The organism is Photobacterium carnosum, assembly GCF_002849605.1.
In the GTDB taxonomy this organism is placed as follows: domain Bacteria; phylum Pseudomonadota; class Gammaproteobacteria; order Enterobacterales; family Vibrionaceae; genus Photobacterium; species Photobacterium carnosum.
Map to the genome: position 1 here is coordinate 98505 of NZ_NPIB01000014.1, position 19406 is coordinate 117910.

14 protein-coding genes are annotated in these 19406 nt (G+C 36.4%); 7 read left to right on the top strand and 7 right to left on the bottom strand.

Annotated elements, in window-relative coordinates; all coding sequences use genetic code 11:
• Window positions 1-7: 7 nt before the first annotated feature.
• The 3 genes from CIK00_RS12440 to CIK00_RS12450 form a co-directional block, all read right to left on the bottom strand.
• Window positions 8-3373 carry an intermembrane phospholipid transport protein YdbH family protein gene (locus tag CIK00_RS12440; RefSeq protein WP_101769168.1) on the bottom strand — a complete coding sequence of 1122 codons (3366 nt, stop codon included), beginning with the start codon at window positions 3371-3373 and terminating at the stop codon, window positions 8-10.
• A gap of 269 nt (window positions 3374-3642) precedes the next feature.
• Window positions 3643-4500 carry a DUF4344 domain-containing metallopeptidase gene (locus CIK00_RS12445; RefSeq protein ID WP_233426563.1) on the bottom strand — a complete coding sequence of 286 codons (858 nt, stop codon included), beginning with the start codon at window positions 4498-4500 and terminating at the stop codon, window positions 3643-3645.
• A 141-nt stretch (window positions 4501-4641) separates the two neighbouring features.
• Window positions 4642-7311, bottom strand: coding sequence for a bifunctional acetate--CoA ligase family protein/GNAT family N-acetyltransferase (locus CIK00_RS12450; protein ID WP_101769169.1), 2670 nt, complete (start codon window positions 7309-7311; stop codon window positions 4642-4644).
• A 363-nt stretch (window positions 7312-7674) separates the two neighbouring features.
• On the opposite strand from CIK00_RS12450, the gene CIK00_RS12455 reads away from it, so the two are divergent.
• Entirely contained in the window at window positions 7675-9372 is a 1698-nt protein-coding gene (locus CIK00_RS12455; RefSeq protein ID WP_233426564.1) for a bifunctional diguanylate cyclase/phosphodiesterase, read from the top strand.
• A gap of 59 nt (window positions 9373-9431) precedes the next feature.
• Here CIK00_RS12455 and CIK00_RS12460 read toward each other — a convergent pair whose 3' ends face one another.
• Window positions 9432-9941 (bottom strand): hypothetical protein, encoded by a 510-nt coding sequence (locus CIK00_RS12460; RefSeq protein ID WP_101769170.1) that lies wholly within the window; start codon window positions 9939-9941, stop codon window positions 9432-9434.
• A 221-nt stretch (window positions 9942-10162) separates the two neighbouring features.
• On the opposite strand from CIK00_RS12460, the gene CIK00_RS12465 reads away from it, so the two are divergent.
• Window positions 10163-11041: an SPOR domain-containing protein gene (locus CIK00_RS12465; protein WP_101769171.1), complete on the top strand. Its 879-nt coding sequence runs from the start codon at window positions 10163-10165 to the stop codon at window positions 11039-11041.
• Between the two features lie 225 nt (window positions 11042-11266).
• Window positions 11267-12265 (top strand): D-alanine--D-alanine ligase, encoded by a 999-nt coding sequence (locus CIK00_RS12470; RefSeq protein ID WP_101769172.1) that lies wholly within the window; start codon window positions 11267-11269, stop codon window positions 12263-12265.
• Between the two features lie 99 nt (window positions 12266-12364).
• Here CIK00_RS12470 and CIK00_RS12475 read toward each other — a convergent pair whose 3' ends face one another.
• On the bottom strand, window positions 12365-13330 hold the full coding sequence (locus CIK00_RS12475; RefSeq protein WP_101769173.1) for a tyrosine-type recombinase/integrase: 966 nt from the start codon (window positions 13328-13330) through the stop codon (window positions 12365-12367).
• 168 nt (window positions 13331-13498) lie between these two features.
• On the opposite strand from CIK00_RS12475, the gene CIK00_RS12480 reads away from it, so the two are divergent.
• Window positions 13499-13855, top strand: a complete 357-nt coding sequence (locus tag CIK00_RS12480) for a DUF3319 domain-containing protein (RefSeq protein WP_232579125.1) — start codon at window positions 13499-13501, stop codon at window positions 13853-13855.
• A 58-nt stretch (window positions 13856-13913) separates the two neighbouring features.
• Here the strand turns inward: CIK00_RS12480 and CIK00_RS12485 are convergent, their stop codons facing one another.
• Both CIK00_RS12485 and CIK00_RS12490 read right to left on the bottom strand, forming a co-directional pair.
• Complete coding sequence (locus tag CIK00_RS12485) at window positions 13914-14414, bottom strand: ATP-dependent zinc protease family protein (RefSeq protein ID WP_373322867.1); 501 nt, start codon at window positions 14412-14414, stop codon at window positions 13914-13916.
• A gap of 121 nt (window positions 14415-14535) precedes the next feature.
• Complete coding sequence (locus CIK00_RS12490) at window positions 14536-15141, bottom strand: HAD family hydrolase (RefSeq protein WP_101769175.1); 606 nt, start codon at window positions 15139-15141, stop codon at window positions 14536-14538.
• A gap of 121 nt (window positions 15142-15262) precedes the next feature.
• On the opposite strand from CIK00_RS12490, the gene yciH reads away from it, so the two are divergent.
• The 3 genes from yciH to opgC all read left to right on the top strand — a co-directional run bounded on the left by yciH (window position 15263) and on the right by opgC (window position 19065).
• Window positions 15263-15586, top strand: coding sequence for a stress response translation initiation inhibitor YciH (gene yciH / locus CIK00_RS12495; RefSeq protein WP_101769176.1), 324 nt, complete (start codon window positions 15263-15265; stop codon window positions 15584-15586).
• Between the two features lie 278 nt (window positions 15587-15864).
• Entirely contained in the window at window positions 15865-17319 is a 1455-nt protein-coding gene (gene dtpA / locus CIK00_RS12500; protein WP_101769177.1) for a dipeptide/tripeptide permease DtpA, read from the top strand.
• A 213-nt stretch (window positions 17320-17532) separates the two neighbouring features.
• Entirely contained in the window at window positions 17533-19065 is a 1533-nt protein-coding gene (gene opgC / locus CIK00_RS12505) for an OpgC domain-containing protein (protein ID WP_101769178.1), read from the top strand.
• The last annotated feature ends 341 nt before the right edge of the window (window positions 19066-19406 follow it).

Consider the following 19406-nt stretch of genomic DNA (forward strand, 5'->3'; position numbering starts at 1 on the left):
TTAAATGTTATTGATGGTTAAAATACTCACTAATTTTTTGTTCGACATTGGATGCATTGAGTATGTTTATTGTTTTAATGAGCTCAAGTACATTATCTTCAATGGTTACGTTTATATTTATTGGGCGGCCGTGCTGAAAATCAGGATTATACCCTTTGAAGTAAGATTGTGTATTTAACACGCCATCTTTAGCATAGTTAACTTTCATGGCTAAGGTACGATAATGGTAATTTTTAAGTATTTCACTCACCATTAATGGACTCTGATGGCCTGCGGCTTTGATATTTTCATCAATCATTGAGCCCGCGATATAACGTAATATGCCACCTGGATAGCGAGAATGAAGCACGCCGTCATGGATTTCAATTTTTCCATCAATAATAGCAATGGGAATAGTGCCATCAAGGATCCCTGTAAATTCAATTCCATCATGATCAATCTGGTCGATTATTTTATCGATTTTAATACCAAAAATGGTCATTGGAATGAATGCTGATTTAGGTAAATCCGTAAGGTTAATACTATGAGCACTTAAACTTCCCCCCAAGACGTAAGTGGCTATTCGATGTAATGTGTATTGATTGGTTTGGGTATTAGCATCAATAATCAAACTTGGTTTGGTAAATGTTATTCCTGCTTTAAGTTGTTGTGCAAATAAGGCAATAGGGCTGAGGGTTTGAATGCCATCAGGCGAGAATGCGAGGTGAATATTACTGTCTAGCTGATTAACATCAATGCCATGATAATTTCCAGAAAGATGATCCGTAGAAATAGTAGTGGTTCCAGTTAATTGATTATTACTGTCAATCATAAATGCGGCACTCATGGTAATACTACCGTCAGTAATATCAAACGGTAAAGGTAGCGTTGGAAAGTAATATTTTTTTAAGTGGCGAGTGTTTGTGAACGTTATTGTATTGCGGTGTAATTTCACTCTAGTTTCTTTGGTCATTAAATCGGTATTAACATTCAGTTTTACAAAAACGTCATTGTGAAGGTTGGCGAGTGTGGCTTCAGCTTGTAGTTTATTCGCGGCTAAATAGAAATGACCATAAAGATTGGCTGAGGGAAATAGTTGTTTATAGTTACGTTGAACGTTATCTATTGCGATATTGATGTTACTTGATAATGTTAATGGTGTAGCCGGTGATTGCAAAGACGTGTTATTGAATAATATCTCATGGCGTAATAATAACTTACTGACGGCAATGTTTAGTTCTGCGCTATAGTCGGCCATTAGGGTTGTTTTTTTGGCTTGATGACGAGTAGATAATTGAGCACTTAATTGTGCTTGGGTATTTTTAGGTTGATAAACCATGACACTCAAACGATCTTTTTTCTTTTCAAAAATACCTATTAATTGGTTTAAGCTGAAATCAATATTTTTGATCTTATTATTCTCTAAGGTTGGAATACGTTGGAATAACAACTTTTTTGCTTGAAAATGGGTCTGTTGTAATTGGGCAATTAAATAATTATTAGCCCATATTGCTTTTACTTTTGAGCTAAAAAGAACGTTATCAATTTTACTGTCGTTTGTTGGTTGTACTGTATTAATTTTGGCATTGATATTAGCGTTAATATGACATTGAACATTAGGATATAAGCAATTGAGTTCATCAATAAAAAAACTAAATTCAGAATTCGTATTGGCATTTTTAAAACTAATTGTTTCGTCTTTATCACCTAGCGCCACTTGGAATAATCTATTTTTATAACTGATATTGAAGTTTATTTTACCGTCACTGTTCATTTGAATTTTGGCAATATGTTTTAGATCATGATACTGATGAGTATTTTTATCTTTAGAATGAAAAAATGGGGCTTCAACGGTGTATTTATTAAGTTCAATAGTAAAAGATGGCGGTAATTCAATACCTATTCGATAATGTGCATCCACAATTTTATTATTAATCACCATCGGGTTAGTTGTTTTTGATAAGTTATTTACCACTTGTTTAGCATAAAAGCGTAATGGTCCTTTTATTTGAGCATCAGGCATATCGTCAAGACCTAATCGATCGGTGAATTCTTTAGTATTTTTAAAGTTGGCATTGCAATTTAGATATTGTGGTAATGGTTGATGAAAAATTATTTTCACATCGCAATTAAGGTTATTGCCGTCACTACGAGTCATAATGGTGTGAGCACGGGCATTTGTTTTTGAAAGGTGATAGATATTCACATCAAGTTGATATGGATTAGGGGCTAATGCTTTTCCTTTTACAATAAAATGCGCCTTAGTTTTATTGTCCGTTGCAATATTTAACGTTTTAGCCTGTTGTTCTATTTTTTTTCTCGCTTTTTCAGTCGCGGTTTTATGGTGTGGCGTTGGGTTGTGATTAAGATCTTCCGATTGTGCTGTTATCGTATTTAGTGGCGTTTTTAAAATCACTTTAGCATCAATTAATAAATCGCCATAAGTTAGTGCGTTTACTTTTAATTTCTTAATGGGTAAACGGGCAAGATTAGCAATAGCTTGTCCGAGGTGGATCCCTTTGCTATCGATGTCAGTACGATTAATAAATTCAGGTAAATATTTGGGTTGTTCTAGTTTTACAGTGTTAGCCATTAATTTCATGGTTGGTAAACTGCGGTTAAGATCAAACGTTAATGATAATTTGGTAATAACTTGTTCTGGTAAGGTGTTATTAAGGGTTTCCCATTGAGGATGAAGTGATGCAATCGTGACAGATACTGGCGTTTTATTGTCTTGCCAAGCAATAGAAAATTGACTATCAATAAACCGTATTGGGTAATGTGGCGAGGGTTGATCTTGTGGGAAAAAGAAGTTTAATTTACCTTTATTTGAATGACCAGAGATCACTAAATGGGGGGTGTTGGTAATGGTAACATCAACCTGTTCTATAATTTGTGTTGCCGCAGATTCTTTACCGTCACTGTGCGCTGCAGATGCTGTCACTTTTCGCGCTCGAGCATTAATGGTTAATGGTGATGTGAAATCAACAAACCTAAACGTTGCATCAAAAAAGTGAATGTAGCGTAAATAAATATTTTGTTTTTCTAACATCGCTGTTGTTGTTGAAGGCAGTTCTATTTCATATTTCTTCGCAAATAGGCGATAACTTCCGCTATCAAGAAGGTTTTTAGGATCAATTTGGTGTTGCAAAGAGAGCTGATGGAAAGTGACGTGGTAATTAAATAAACGTAATGAAATTTGTTTTGCTTGTATACCATTGTCATAACGTAGTCCCTTAACCTCAGTTACCGTTACACCATGAATGTTAAGCCATATTAAACCTATTATGGGTATTAGAAGTACGATCCCCAATAACGATAAACCCACTTTTTGTACTCTTACGCAACCACGACGTTTTAGCCTTTGCTGGTGGTGACGGTAACGACTCGACATTGTTCGGGGGTGATTTCACAACGATAGTTTACCTATTGATAACAGAATAAATTAATAGCAGTAATAAACCATTCATTTAAATGATAGACACTGGCCTCATCTTTAAACATATACCAGATTCTATTATTAGAGGATTGTAAGTATAAATAATTCCCTACAATCACATCTTAAAATGACTAAGTACGCATATCGTTGCAAAATTTACGGGGTTACATCTTTAAGATTGAATATATATGCATTTTAATTGTTTGCGTTAAATATCTAAATATCTAAATATCTAAATAATAGAGCCAGCCTTGATGTGTGGTTGAGTAAATATCATTACATTGGCGTTGTTGCTGTTGTACTAAAGGCAATGCGTCAAGCAAGGGTTGGTAGCGAGTGGGATCACTACCGTACACCAGACACAAAATATGCTGATAACGTTGTTGGCTAAGGCTATGCTGTTGAATAAAAAGATTATTACTTAAAGGGGTATCATTGATAGCATGAATACTAAATAGTTGATTACTGTTAATTGCAATCTCATCTCCTCGATCGATATCATTCAATAGCAATATAGTCACGAAGTTATCAACCATGGTTTCATTATTACCGAGTATGGGAATCGCACGATCAAGAATATAGGCATGTCCGATCTCGTGCAGTAACGTCAATAATAGCGCGTCGGTTGTTGCTTGATAACGTTGTTGTTGGGTAGTGTAAGGGGTTGTTTTAGCCACATGCTGTAATAGCTGAGTAATATATTGGTAAGGGATCTGGATTTCGTTTTGAGTTGAATCAAAATTAGGACCTTTAGTACTTCCAAAAACGATATCTAAGCTGGGGGCGAAAACATAGCGAGTTTGGCTTAGTTGCCTCACTGTGGTGAGAATAGATGAATGTTGAACAATGTCTTTTGCTTGTTGCTGCTGCGCATTAGCGGGCGTAAGAAAGACAAAATTTACGGTAGGGACGGGATCTAAGGCTAAACCATAACTTCCTCCTGTAGGTTGTTCTGTGCCCGCATAACTAAAACAAGAGATTGTGAGCCAAAGGATGCTATATATAAGTCTTCTTATCGATAATGATATACGTGAAGGGTTTGCATCAGTAGATCGATTGAAAGTGAGATAATATCTATGCACGTTGCCACCTCATTACTGCTATAGCTGTATCATAAATGATAATTATAGCGGATGAGACAATATCTAACGCTATAAAAGCATTAAAGTGCCTTATTTATGACCATTAATGGTTCACTGCATATTGTTTTATATTGTTTGGGGTTAGTTTAACAATAACTGCATATCTACTACACCATCAGCTAATTGTACATCAATCTCAAACCCCATTTTTTGCGCTAGAGTGATCATGCCACGGTTGGTTGGCATGGTCATTCCTGTTAGGGTATGAAGCCCGCGCTGTTTGGCGTAATCAATTAGCTTTACCATTAAAATTCGACCTAAACCTACCCCTTTAAAATCGGATCGAATGAGAATCGCAAATTCAGCGTCTTTATTGTTTGCATCTGATAATGCACGAGCAACACCGATAATCATCTCATCATAAACGGCAACAAAAGCCATTTCACGGTCGTAATCGATTTGGGTGAATTTGGCTAAGGCCTCATGATTTAACTCGCCAATTTCAGAGAAAAAACGTTTATAAAGATCCTCTTCTGATACTTGGCTAATAAAGGCTTTATGGGTTGGTTCATCTTCAGGAAGAATAGGACGAAGCAATATCTGTTTACCGTCTTTTAGCTGGCACTGTTGTTCATATTCTTTAGGGTAAGGACGAATCGCTAATCGTTGCTGAATATCACCGTTAAACGCAGCAATATCCATCGAAGCATCAATAACCGTTAATTCATCACCTGATATCAGTAAGGGGTGAATATCTAAGGCACTAATGTCTGGGCAATCAATGATCATTTGTGAAATAGTCACTAATAATCGGCATAACGCTGGAATAGATATTTGCTCTAAACTGCTGCGTTGTTTGATTTTGTTACGCTTTAACGCATTGATCACCATATAACGGGCAAGAGCCATGTTTAACGGTGGTAACGCAACGACGGCATCACGTTCAATATTCCAATCAATGGTTTCTTCGCCAAGCATGATCACTGGCCCAAAGACAGGATCGTTATGGACACCGATCCGTAATTCTTGTGCGCCAGATCGATTCGCCATACGTTGGATTAATAATCCGTCAATACGGGCACTGGGATAATGCAGTGCAACACGAGACAAAATAGCATCAGCGGCATTGGCTACTTCATTGGTATCGCGAAGGTATAACACCACGCCATGGATATCCGATTTATGACGAATATCTGGGGAGCGTAATTTAACCGCGACAGGATACCCAATTTGTTCTGCAATATAGACTGCTTCAGCGGCATCAGAGGCTATCCACGTTGGAAGAGTAGTAAAACCATAGCTTTCAAGTAACGGACGTATCTCATGAGTCTCAAGATGATAAATATTTTGTTGCAGTAAACGTTGTATTTCATGGCGCACATAGTGAGGATCTGCGGTAATTTCACCAATTGACACTGGCGTTTCCATTAATTGACGTTGGTTACGACGGTATTCGACTAAATGCATGAAAGCTGAGATCGCACTTTCTGGTGTACGATAAGTCGGTAAACGCGCTTGAGTAAAAAGAGTACGAGCGTTAACGGCGTCATTTTCACCCGACCAATTAGTTAATATATTAAAACGTTGACTGCGAGAATGCTGGTGGAGGGTATCAATAACTATCTTCGCGGTGTGAGTACTATTAGCAATAGCTGAAGGACTATGCATGATAAGTAGCGCATCAAAATCATCACTATCAAGTAGAATATTAATGACTTGTTGGTAACGCGTAGTGTTTGCATCACCCATAATATCTATTGGATTAGTGTGTGACCAATAGGCGGGTAAGACATGAGATAACTTTGCTACTGTTTCTGTACTTAATTGTGCTAATTTTCCACTACGATCAGATAGCGCATCGACTGCCATAACGGCAGGACCTGCACCATTAGTGACAATAGCCAATCGTTCACCACGTAATGGTACAGAATGAGCTAGTGTTTCAACCGCTGCAAATAAATCATGGGTTGTATGAACGCGTAACATACCAGAACGACGAATGGCTGCATCATAAACCTCGTCCACACTGATTTCATCATTAGAATGCAATAATGCCGCCGATTGTCCCATGTTTGTTCTACCACTTTTTAATACTAATATACGACAGTTACGCGCAGCGGCACGGGCTGCTGAAATAAACTGTCTAGCATCTTTGATATTGTCAATGTAGAGCAATATAGCGTCTGTTTTTGTATCTTGGCTTAAAATATCAAGCAGCTCGGCAAAATTAATGTCACAAGCATCACCCAAAGAAATAAACGTAGAGAAGCCTATTTCCTTATTCTGCGCCCAATCAAGAATTGTGGTACAGACTGCGGCTGATTGTGAAATAAACGCGATATTACCTTTATTGGCAGGGATAGGAGACACCGACGCATTAAGGTTAAGCCAAGGTAAAATAATGCCAAGGCTATTGGGGCCAATAATTCGTATATTATAACGTTGAGCATTGATAAGCATTTGTTGCTGGTGGTTAATAGTGTCTTTATGGTTAGCTGTAGGAGTCATACCGGCGGCGATAACAATGACAGCTTTAACACCTTTGTGCCCAAGTTGATTAATAATATCGGGAGTAAGATCTGCACGGGTGCAAATAATTGCTATATCAGGGATTATAGGCATCGTATCAATACTGCGGTAAGCCAGAATCCCTGCGACAGCGGTATACTTTGGTGTAACGGGAATAATAGGGCCGTTAAAGCATCCTGATAACAGATTACTGACAACTATATAGCCGATACGGTGTGGATTGTTCGATGCCCCAATCACTGCGATACTGGTTGGTTTTAAAAAAGCGGTAATATTACTCATAAGATAGTCATCTCTATATCGACAATCTTGATACTTTATCTCTAAATATGGCAGAGCTGCTTTTTTTATCGTTATAATGTGATCTGAAAAAAGAGGATGATTTATTTATTTTATGGTGTAGAACGGATATCTTAATGAATAGTGTTTGTTTTGTATTAGGCCTAATAATTCACAATAAATATAATCTATATTAGTATTGTTTTTTTGCGGTATTCAGTGCTTATTTATACTGATATAGGTAATGTAAAATACTTAAAAATTATATATTAAGCTTACTTAGAATAGGTTTGAATTAGTTGCAAATTCCACTATAGATTAATTATATTTTCGATTATTCTTTATAGAAATCATATAGAGAGTAAGATGATGCGATTAAATTTCCACTTTAACTTTCAGCCTCGTTATTATAATGGTGAGATATCGTCTTACGAAGTACTACTTAGAAAATATCAACCTAAAATTAAACACTATGTTGAAAGTGTTGAAGATCATGTTGCGTTTGATTTAGCTATCATTGAGTCGCTTATTAAGCAACGCGCATTATTGCCAAATGCGGGAAAAATACAACTATCGATTAATATCTCTATAGTAAGCCTATTAAATGAGAAATTTGTTGAAACATGTGAAAAAACATTTGAACATAACAAAAATATCATTTTAGAGCTTACTCGACATGATATGACCCGCGATTTTACACGTATTCAAACAGCGATTAACCGACTAAAAACACAGGGCATTAAATTTTCATTAGATGATTATGGTAAAGGTTATGCTAATAGTGAATTATTTCTGCACCTTGATGTCGATTATATAAAATTAGATCGAAAGATAATTAAGAATATTAGTCACAATTATGTTGCTTATTCATTAGTTAAAACAATCTATGAAAAAATCACCAAAGTATTTGGGAAGCATATCATTATTGATGGCGTAGAAACATTTGAGCAATTTAATTTACTTAAACAATTTGGTGATATGACTTATCAAGGATTTTACTTCTCTAAACTTCTTGGTATTGAAGATGTTAAACCGACGAAACCGAATGTGAATATTTATAAAAATGAGACTCAATCATTTTGTGATTTACTCGATCAAGCTATTTATGAGATGAATCGAGCTCAGAACTATCAAGATATTAAGCGTGCAATTCAGGAATTGATTAAAATAGATCGCTATAATATTCTTGGTATTAGTTATAATTTTTTAAATGTTTATAATGAACAACGTAGAATTAATGAAAATTATAATGAATTACTTGAGCGTAAGAGTAGTCAACATTTATTATTATTCTCTTCATTAATCAAGACTAGTAACGCCCTTGTTATTATTCGTAATCGTGAAGGGAAGGCTATTTATAATAATGAACCGCTTATTAATTATTTAGGTATTGACCTTGTTAATTATAGTGCTGCGCAAGCCTGTGAGCGATTTCCTGATTATCAAACATGTATTGATTTAGATAAAGAATTACTCAATAGTGATACGTGTTTTCTCGTATCGAATGAAACGGTAGGCACTGAAAAGGGAAGGCGATTTTTTCATACTTTCCGACAAAAGATAATACATTTTAATCAATCGTTTATTATTTGTAGTATCTATGACGCTAACGATAGCATTAATATTGATATCTTAACCGGGTGTTATCAAAAAAGTTATTTAGAATCGACGTATGCTAAAGCCTATCAAACATTAGTCTTTATTGATTTAGATGGTTTTAAATTAATTAACGATATCTATGGGCATAATAAAGGTGATGAGGTTTTACGTGATTTTGCACAAACCGTTAAAAGTATGCTGCGAGATCGTGATGCTATAATACGATTTGGTGGCGATGAGTTTGTATTATTACTGGAGGGCTCTCCATGTCGTGGCGTACAGCAACGGATAGAAGTTATTCGCTGTAATATTGAAGCATACTTTTTAGCAAAACAACTGCATGTTAGCTTTTCTTATGGAATTGTTGAGGTAGGCGGTAATATAGTGAGTGCTATTAATCAAGCAGATGCAGCAATGTATAAACAAAAACACTTACGAAAACAAAAACATTTAGCTAAACAATAAAAAAGAGATCATTTGATCTCTTTTTTTGCTGCTGGTGGCTAAAGAGCACAATAAGCAGATTACACTTGGTAGCGGCTTTTATCACCAATATCAAAATGTAGCGGCATCCGCCATTTACTAAAAGCAGCAAAGGCAAGTAATGCAGCACCGACCATTGCAAACCCAATCGCAACATGCATGACATTAAAGACGAAACAAAACCAAAATGCCGCCAAAATAAGGGGCGTTAATAGAAGTATTTTTACTCGAAAACAGAAATATTCTTTTATTGAAAGTGCGCTAAAAACAAATAAAGCGGCGCCTAATGCTAATGGTTGCCATAATCCGGAAATTAACCAGATCGCTGCAAACAAGCCAGCACCTTGAATAAGCCAGCGAAAACGTTTGTCATAAATATGAACTGTTGTTGAGGCGAGTAAAGCGACGATAACAAGGAAAGGTGTCGCAGTATGGGTTTCTGTACCAATTACCGCCATGATAATAGCGGCAAGAGTGAATGCTGAGCGATATAAGATAACGGTTAGTTTATCAAGAATATCAAGTTCGCATTTAATATGTGGATCAGCCATTGAGGCTCCTAGGCAGTAGCAGAAAAATAAGGTTCATATTATTGTTATAAAAACAATGTTTAACGTAACCATGGTAACATAATTACCTTTCGATGGATCTATCGTTATGAACTGTTTGCTTGTAATTAAACGCTGCGGCAAACTATTACTAACTATCTGTCATTCAATTGTTTTTATGATGAGCACACTAACTGTTCTACTGTGGAATAAGAGAGAATAAAATGAAAAAAATTATTACATTGAGCCTGTTATCGAGCTTGGTGGGTTGTGCTCAATTACTGCCACCTAAAACGCCATTACAGGTTCCAATTGAAACAATTAACACGACGAAGTCGACTGCAAAGTTTGTTGAGCCAACAGTTGTTGCGGAATTAGACGCATCAGTTAAAACAGACCCTTTGTATCAATCGATAGATTCGATAGCAGTGAGTGAACAGGTTATTGAAAATCAACCAGTTACTAAAATTGAACCAGTAGAAGACGTTACATCGATAGAGCCTTCAGTCATTGCAGCGGATAGTACTATTACTGACGTGATGACGGAACCAACTACAGTACAAGTGGCAAATGATACAACTATTGATGAACCTGTAATTGTTACAGATAAAGCCGCGGTAACAACTGTCGCTACCGATGTGACTCAACCCGCGACGGTTACTGAATCAGCTATAGTTACTGATTCAACAGCGGCTACAGAGCCAACAGTTGATGCTATAAAGACGGTTGAACCCGAAGTTATTGAGCCAGTTAATGATACGGTGGTAGAGGATCAAACACGCGTTGATGATCCGATTGTTGATGATAAATATCAAACAGTTGATATGCATGGTTATAGCGTTCAAATCACAGCATCAAGAGATGAACAATCATTAGTGACCTTATTATTGCTATTAGATAGCCAGCAACCAGCTTGGCTAAATAAGAAGATGATCAATGGTAGTCAAGTTTATACCTTATTACTTGGGCATTACTCCGATCATGAGCAAGCAAAAGCTGCATTGGCATTGTTACCTGAAGCTTTACAGCAAAGTGGGGCATTTGTGCGGAATTTTTATGATATTGAACATACTGGCTCGCCACAATTGAAGCAGTTACAATAATCGTTGATATAAACAGGCTATAAATGGTGGTTAATTCACCAGTTGCAGTATAAACCTGGCAGGATTTAAAAATAAATCACGATATGATGATATAGAGGGTACATTCATATTACTTTTTTGATTACTATATTCAGCCGTGAATGTCTTATTTTTTTTGACCTTGGTGGTTTATCAAGGTTTTTGTAATCTGCATTGTATTGTGATTGGTCTAATTAAGGAACGATAATGAGTTCTATCCATGTTTTATTATTATGCGGCGGCGGTAGCGCTGAGCATGAAGTTTCTCTTGTATCTGCAAACTTTATTGAACAACAATTAAAAGTGATTGATGGCGTTAGCTATACTCGTGTCGAAATGACAAAAAATGAAGGTTGGTTAAATGGAAATCAACATTCTTGCGAATTGAATTTAGATAAAACATTGTCCGCTGTCGGTGAGCAACCTGTCACGATTGATTACGTGATCCCTTGTGTGCATGGCTTTCCTGGTGAAACTGGCGATTTGCAATCATTATTTGATTTAGCAGGTTTACCTTATTTAGGCTGTGGCGCTGAAGCGAGTACAAACTGTTTTAATAAAATTACCACTAAGTTGTGGTTTGATGCGTTGAATATTCCTAATACGCCTTATGTTTTCTTGAGTGAGAATACGGAAGAAGCGCACCAACAAGCATCAGCGGCATTAAGCCAGTGGGGCAAGGTGTTTGTTAAGGCAGCATGTCAAGGTTCATCTGTCGGTTGTTATAGTGTTGAGAACGCAGAAGAATTACGTACAGCGGTTAACAATGCATTCGGTTATTCAAACCAAGTATTAATTGAAAAAACCATTAAGCCTCGTGAGTTAGAAGTTGCGGCTTATCAATATGGTGATCAACTTATTATTACTAAACCGGGTGAAGTATCGTGCCCTGATGATAAGTTCTATAGCTATGAAGAAAAATACAGTACTGATAGCTTATCAACCACTCAGGTTGAAGCGCGTAATTTAACTGCAGAACAAGTTGAAGCGATTCAGCATTATGCTCGTAAAGCGTTTGAGCAAATGAAGCTTAAAGATTTATCGCGTATTGATTTCTTCTTGAGTGAAGATAATGAAATTCTATTAAATGAAATCAATACCTTCCCAGGCATGACGCCAATTTCAATGTTCCCTAAAATGTTAGAGAACTATGGCCATAACTTTACTGATTTTATTGAAAAAGCGATTAAAAACGCCGTTAAATAAATATTTGATCAGTTATTATTAAGCCAACCTTGATGCTCTTTGTTGTTGAAGGTGTATCAAAGGTTGGCTTTTTTATGTCATTTTTATCGTGCTTGTGTGTTATTTGCCATTTTTGTTAGCAAATTTCTTTAAGGTGCTATCCCGTTTAGCGCGTTGACCAATATATTGAGCCGGCATAGCAGGGCTTCGCCATCGTCCTTGGTGTTGTATTTGATGAATAGACAGCCCCGCATCGGCTAAATCTTGGCTCGCGCCCACCCGTGGTGATTGCCCTGAAAATATTACGTCAGTAGGAAGATCTAGCTCTTGGCTTGCACGTCTAAATATACGGTAGATCGATGAGTGATCAAGAGGGTTATCACCAATATTATTATGTCTATCAATACGTCGGAAAACAAAACCGCTGTCTATCATCGATAATGTCAGCCAACGGTTGACAGCTTGCGAGGCGATATCACTTAATGCAATTAAAGTACCGTTTACCGAAAGAGTGATTAAACCATCAGGTGTAATGTCAATATCGTTAATGGTTAATGCGGTCACTTCTGAACGTTTTAGCATTGCTTCAAATGTCATCGCCCAAATAGCCATATCTCGTACATCTTTCGCTTTAGTTGCGTGCGAAAATGATTCAAGAAGCTCATGTAAATGGTTATCACGAAAACCATGAGCATTAGTATAATCATCATGTTTATCAAGGCGCTGTTTGTGCATAGCAAGTTTTATTTCATTGCTTAAGCAGGGGTTAGGTAATGCATGACAACGATGAACTAAACTGATAGTGACAATGTAACGTTTTAGACTGGCTAGCTTACGGGTGAGTGCCATTTTTTCTATATAACGATGAACAATTTCAGCTGATGCGGGTAACGCTGATGTGTTGTGTTGTGAACAGAAAAGTAAGAAACTATTCCAATCATTTTTAAATGCGATTAATGTGTTTTTAGCATATTGTTGATGTGTTAGTCGTTGCCAAACTGTAATCGATTCAGCAATGGTTGAAAAATCAGTAAGACTTGCGTTGCGTATTATTTCATCTTCAATAACGGTAATTTTCTTAGCCACTATAACACCTAATGCACTATAACTTTATATGATTAAATAATAGCAACGATCATCGAAAAACGGAAGAATAATTACAAAAAACTAGCTTAGGCATTTAAGTCTTATTATTATATGCGTAGTTAAAGTAATGATTATTAAAGAAACTACTTCTTTAATAAGGTATAGAGTATGACAATAAAAAAACGTCTTTTTCATCGTGGTTATATCGTTGAGAATAGTACAGGGCTCACCTCTGACTGGAAAACAACCATTAATGGGCAAATAGTCAAAGGAATGATAAACAACATTAAAAAGAGTGTAGATTGGTGGTGTGAGACAAAAGCCTTTATGCCGCCAGAAAGGTTTGATACTCATCGACAAACAATGAAATCATCATTAATTGCTCATTCAGAACAGTATAAAGGGATTGTTTTGAGAAATGATAATGGTAAAAATAATGAATGGTATGCCCTTGTGCGAGGACAGTTAGTTAAGGGGGATTTAGTTTCAATTAAAAAATATTTAGATAAGGCTATTACATTCTAAAAAAACAGTGCCTATTTATTACAGGCACTATTTTATTTACTTGAATTTTAGTTAAGGATTAATCATCGTTATCATTTTTTGATACATCAACTAAATAGCGGCCATCTAACCAATTACGACCAATCAGTAATTTATATTCTAATTTTTTACGATCACGTAAATTGACAGGAATGGCATGGCTTTTACCATTCCAAATTAAATCCATAACAACAGCATAGCGGCGTTCAACACCTTGAGCATTTCGTATCTTACTGATTTTGATTATTTTTCCAGTATGTGTTTCTTCTTGTCCTTGCGCGTTAGCTGTTTTGAAACTGATCATTTTCCCTAGATTTTTATGCCAACTTTTTTTGGTATCTGTAGGGTTATTATTTCCATCAATAACATGTAAGTCATAAGCATTAATCGATGTTGTATTTGCTCCAGTATCAATACGTGCTTTGAAATCCATATTAAGATCTTTAACATAAATAGTTTCAATTGGGCCTACGATGTATTTTCCATTACATTCGTTGGCGGCATAGCTCATGGTTGATACCGTTGCAGCTACAACGAACATGGCAGCCATAAAAACTTTTTTCACATAATCTCCTGATATTATTAGCGCTTCTTTATAGATAATAGACTGAGTCGCTATAACAATGTTCAATTTTATGTAAAATTTAGTAAATGATTTGAATTTAATGCAGTGATAGTTGTTTTTCGATTTGCTGAAAACATGTGGGTGTTTGATTAAATTGAATAGTATTAAAACCAAGCGTAGAGGCTATTTGAATATTTTCACTATTATCATCAATAAATAAGCTTTCTTGTGGTGTTAATTGGTAACGTTCACATAGCCGCATAAATATTTCTTGTTCTGGTTTCATTACCAATTCTTTTCCTGAAACTAATCCGCCATCAAAAAATGAAATAAAATGGTGTTTCTCATAAAGAGTATCAAAAAAAGCACTGCACATATTGGTAAGGTAATAGAGCGAGTAGGGTTGTCGTGTTAACTTATAAAACAATGTTTCAGTTTGCTGTATTTTTGTCAAACTAAGTTGAATATGTAGAATAAAATCTTCCATCCGTCGAGGGGATATTTGAGTACGAGCTGAAAATTTAGGGAGTACTTCTGCAATAAGCATGGTGCCACGATCGAGTGATAGCCAATCAGGATGTTGTAGTACATCACGCAGCAATATTTCACGTTCTGGTTGTGATGTAGTAAAACTATTCACAATTTGAAGTGGATTCCATTCAAACATCACTGCACCAAAATCAAAAATCACATTACGAATCATAAGATGTTCCGTTAGAGTACCATTTATTGATAGTATTGCTTCATGAGTATTTAGCAAGATTGATGTGTTAACTTTTAATGGTATTCACACAATCAAGCAACCAAGTGAGATAGATTGCACAATGAGTGATAATAACCGTTTAGTTTTCTCAACCGAGACTGGTCGAATCAAAGAAGAAAAAGAACAACCAGTACGTCCAAAAGGTGATGGTATTGTTCGTATTCAGCGTGAAACAAAAGGCCGTAAAGGTAAGGGTGTTTGTATTGTCTCTGGACTTGACGTTGAAGATCCTCAACTTAAACTGATTGCTGCTGAATTAAAAAAAGTTTGCGGCTGTGGTGGTGCAGTTAAAGATGGAAAAATTGAAATTCAAGGTGATAAGCGTGATGTAATAAAAGCGCATCTTGAGAAAAAAGGCCACACGGTTAAATTAGCAGGTGGTTGATCGTCAATGATTAATACGCTAAAGAATTAAAGCGATTATTCGTTTATATAAGGCAATAATTTAAACGATTATTGCCTTCATTTTATTCGTTTATACATAACCACCAGCATTGTAACGTTATCTGTTTTTAATCATGTTGTTATTTCTATTCTTAACCTTCCCGCCCAAATAAATAAACCTAATTCGATAGTATCTGGTCTTTGAATCAGCCTCACGACTCGAACTTGAAATATAACGACTACTATTAAAACAATTGCGACTGATTTAAGGAATACCGTATGTCAGAGGTAAATGTATTTAAACAACCTAAACCGTTTTATCTCATATTTTCAGTTGAGTTTTGGGAGCGGTTTGGATTCTACGGTATGCAGGCCATTCTTACTGTATACATGGTCAATATTCTTGGCATGTCAGAGGCTGAGTCATTTACCTTATTTGGTGCGTTTTCTGCGTTAATTTTTGGTTCGGTGGCAATTGGTGGCTGGGTTGGGGATAAGATCCTTGGTACAAAACGGACAATCACGCTCGGGGCTTTCATTCTAACCATTGGTTACTCTTTATTAGGATTATCAGCAGCAGGTGACGTTGGCGGCAAAGAACTCATCTATATAGCAATGGGCTTTATTACCATGGGTAATGGTTTATTTAAAGCCAACCCTTCAAGCTTACTTGCCAAATCGTATGAGGAAAATGATCCGCGTCTTGATGGCGCGTTTACCATGTATTATATGGCGATTAACTTAGGTTCATTTTTCTCTATGTTATTAAGCCCTTGGATTGCCGAAAAGATGGGCTATGGCATGGCATTTGGGGTAAGTGCAATCGGGTTATTAATCACTATGGTTAACTTTATGGTGATGGGGCGTATCGTTAAAAATATAGGTTCCAAGCCTGATATGTCGCCCGTTAATAAACGTTATTATTTTATGGTTGTGGTTGCAACGGTGGCGTTTAGCTTTTTGAGTGCCTTTTTATTGCAACACTTGTTTTATGCGCATGCTATTTTGGTTGTTATCGGAATAACCATTGTTGTTATATATTTTAAAGAAGCCTTCAAAACCCAGGGGCTTGAAAGGGCAAAGATGTTTGTCGCTTTTGTTTTAATGCTACAAGGGATCGTATTTTTTGCACTCTATTTTCAAATGCCCACCTCGCTTAACTTTTTCGCTATTCATAATGTCAGCCATGATTTATTTGGCTTTAAGGTAGAACCTGAACAATTCCAAGCATTGAATCCATTTTGGATCATGATTGCGAGCCCATTATTAGCCATTCTTTATAATAAACTCGGTGAACGGTTTGCAATGCCGTTTAAGTTTGCGTTTGGGATGGTGTTATGTAGCTTGGCCTTTTTAATTCTAAAGTTCTCAACGGGGTTTGCAAATCCGGAAGGGATCATTAATTCAAATTGGTTAGTGGTGAGCTATTTATTACAGTCGTTAGGGGAGTTATTGGTATCAGGGTTGGGCTTAGCCATGATTGCACAGTTAGTGCCACAGCGAATGATGGGGTTTGCAATGGGGATGTGGTTTTTAACATCAGCAACAGCCGCCATTTTAGCCGGTTGGATTGCAAGTTTAACGGCTGCACCCGAAGGGATTGTTGAACCGACTCAAAGCCTTATTCTTTATGCGGAAGTTTTTGGTGAAATTGGGTATGTTACCGCTGCAATCGCCGTGTTTACATTGCTTATTGCGCCTAAACTAACGAGGATTATTCAGGGAAAAGCGTAATATTATTTATAACAATCATCATTACTATTCGCATTTATTACTGATTAAGCCTCTGATTTCCTTTGGCGTGGTTTTTGGTGGGTGCAATATTCTGCTTGTTACACTTAAAATATGAGGCGTTAATTCAAGTTTTAGATTAAAAGATAATTAGGTATATAAAAAGGCACATTTTTTGATAAAAATACGAAAATACAGTTAAGTAGAGTAACAACAATGAAAAGGATTGCAGCATTAGATAGTATTCGTGGCTTGTTACTATTACTAATGACCATTAACCACTTAATATGGATAAGTGGCGGATACTCTCTCATTCAAACCGTGACTTTACAGCCATTGGGGCAGTTTGGCGCAGCTGAATGTTTTGTGTTTATATCAGGATTGCTTGCAGGCGCGATATACAGTCGAGAGTCATTAACCAACATTCAGACCATCACCAAAGCATGGCACCGAGCATTTAGTATTTATCGGTATCATATAGGCTGTTTGTTCATTGTTTTTATTTGGATTCTTATTGCATCACAATTTTTACCATCTGCTTCACCGACACTTCAACAAAGTGCACATTATATTGTAGAAAGTCCATTTAAAACCTTTATAGCTAGTGCTGCACTGGTTAACCAGCCGAACTATTTTGATATTCTTCCATTGTATATTGTCTTTATGTTGTTATTGCCTTTACTCATAGTGGCATACCGTAAAGGGCAAGGGTGGTTAGTTATTAGCATCAGTATAGGGGCTTGGATTTTTAGTAAAGAGCTTAATACAACAATACTGTTACCTTTATTTTCGTTTGTATTTTCGAGTTTTAAACTTCAACTGGGCTATTTTAATATTTTTGCGTGGCAACTATTGTTTGTCGGCGGATCTGCCCTTGGCTTTATGCTGCAAAATAAAACATTACGTTGGCAGCATCCTATATTAACTATTCTTGCGGTGATTATTGCGACTATTATTTTTGTTGCTCATCATGGTGCATTTTCTAGCTATGGTATTCATCGTTGGACACTGTATTCGTATGCAAATAAGCCGGAACTCGGTTGGTTGCGAACGTTAAATATTACTGTGTGGATATATCTGATTGCCGTCATCATTCAACGTTATCCTAATGCGCTTCATAGTAAAGCATTGAGTTATATTGGCCGTCATTCATTACGCGTATTTAGTTGGCAGGTTGTTATTGTCTATTTAAGTGCTCCATTACTGCATAATTTACGTTTAGCCCCTTATTACAGTGTATTAATCGTCAGTATTGCAGCAACATTATGGTTAGCGGCATTATTATCAGAAAAATACAATGCGCATACGGTAAGTCGATTACATTGGGTGAGTGGTTTAAGCGTTATGTTTAGTGTCGTAATGCTGGGTAATGTGCTTACTGATGATAATGTTTCACCATTGACGATTAAAATTACCAATATCAATGATACGAAAACATCCATTTTAGTGTTGGTGTTTGATGAAAAGGATAACTTATCTCAACGGCCCACGATTTATATGAATACGTTTTCGCCACAAGAATTGGTCAAAGGAATTTCGATTAACGCATTACCTTCTGGAAATTATGCCGTGTTTGCATTTCAAGATAACGATGGCAATTATGATCTAACTAAAGGTAACGACGGAATGCCAATTGAAAACTTCGGTTATTCAAATAATCCATCAATAGATGTTCCAGTCGTAATGGATCAAGTTACGTTTGTCCATAATGGACCACAAACGCAAACCATTAATTTTAAGGCGATCTAAATACACTTAGCGGTTGGTTAAGTAATTAATACTGAATGTAAGTACAAAGCAAAATGTAATGTGCGACCGTATTTAACGTCAGTGTTAATTACACTCAACTAAAGAACAGGTGAGTATATTTATTTGATATTAATCAATAGCCTAGTTGTAATGGCATTATAGTATTAATGTTCGATATCCTATTTAACATAAGGTACATAATGCGCACTGAAGTTGTAGGTCCCATTTAGAAATGTCCGGTTTGAACCCGTTAGAAATGTCATGTTGAACTATATTCAGATCATAGGTTTTGCTATGAACTGGAATCAATAAATGTTGCTCACTATGACTGAAAATGAATT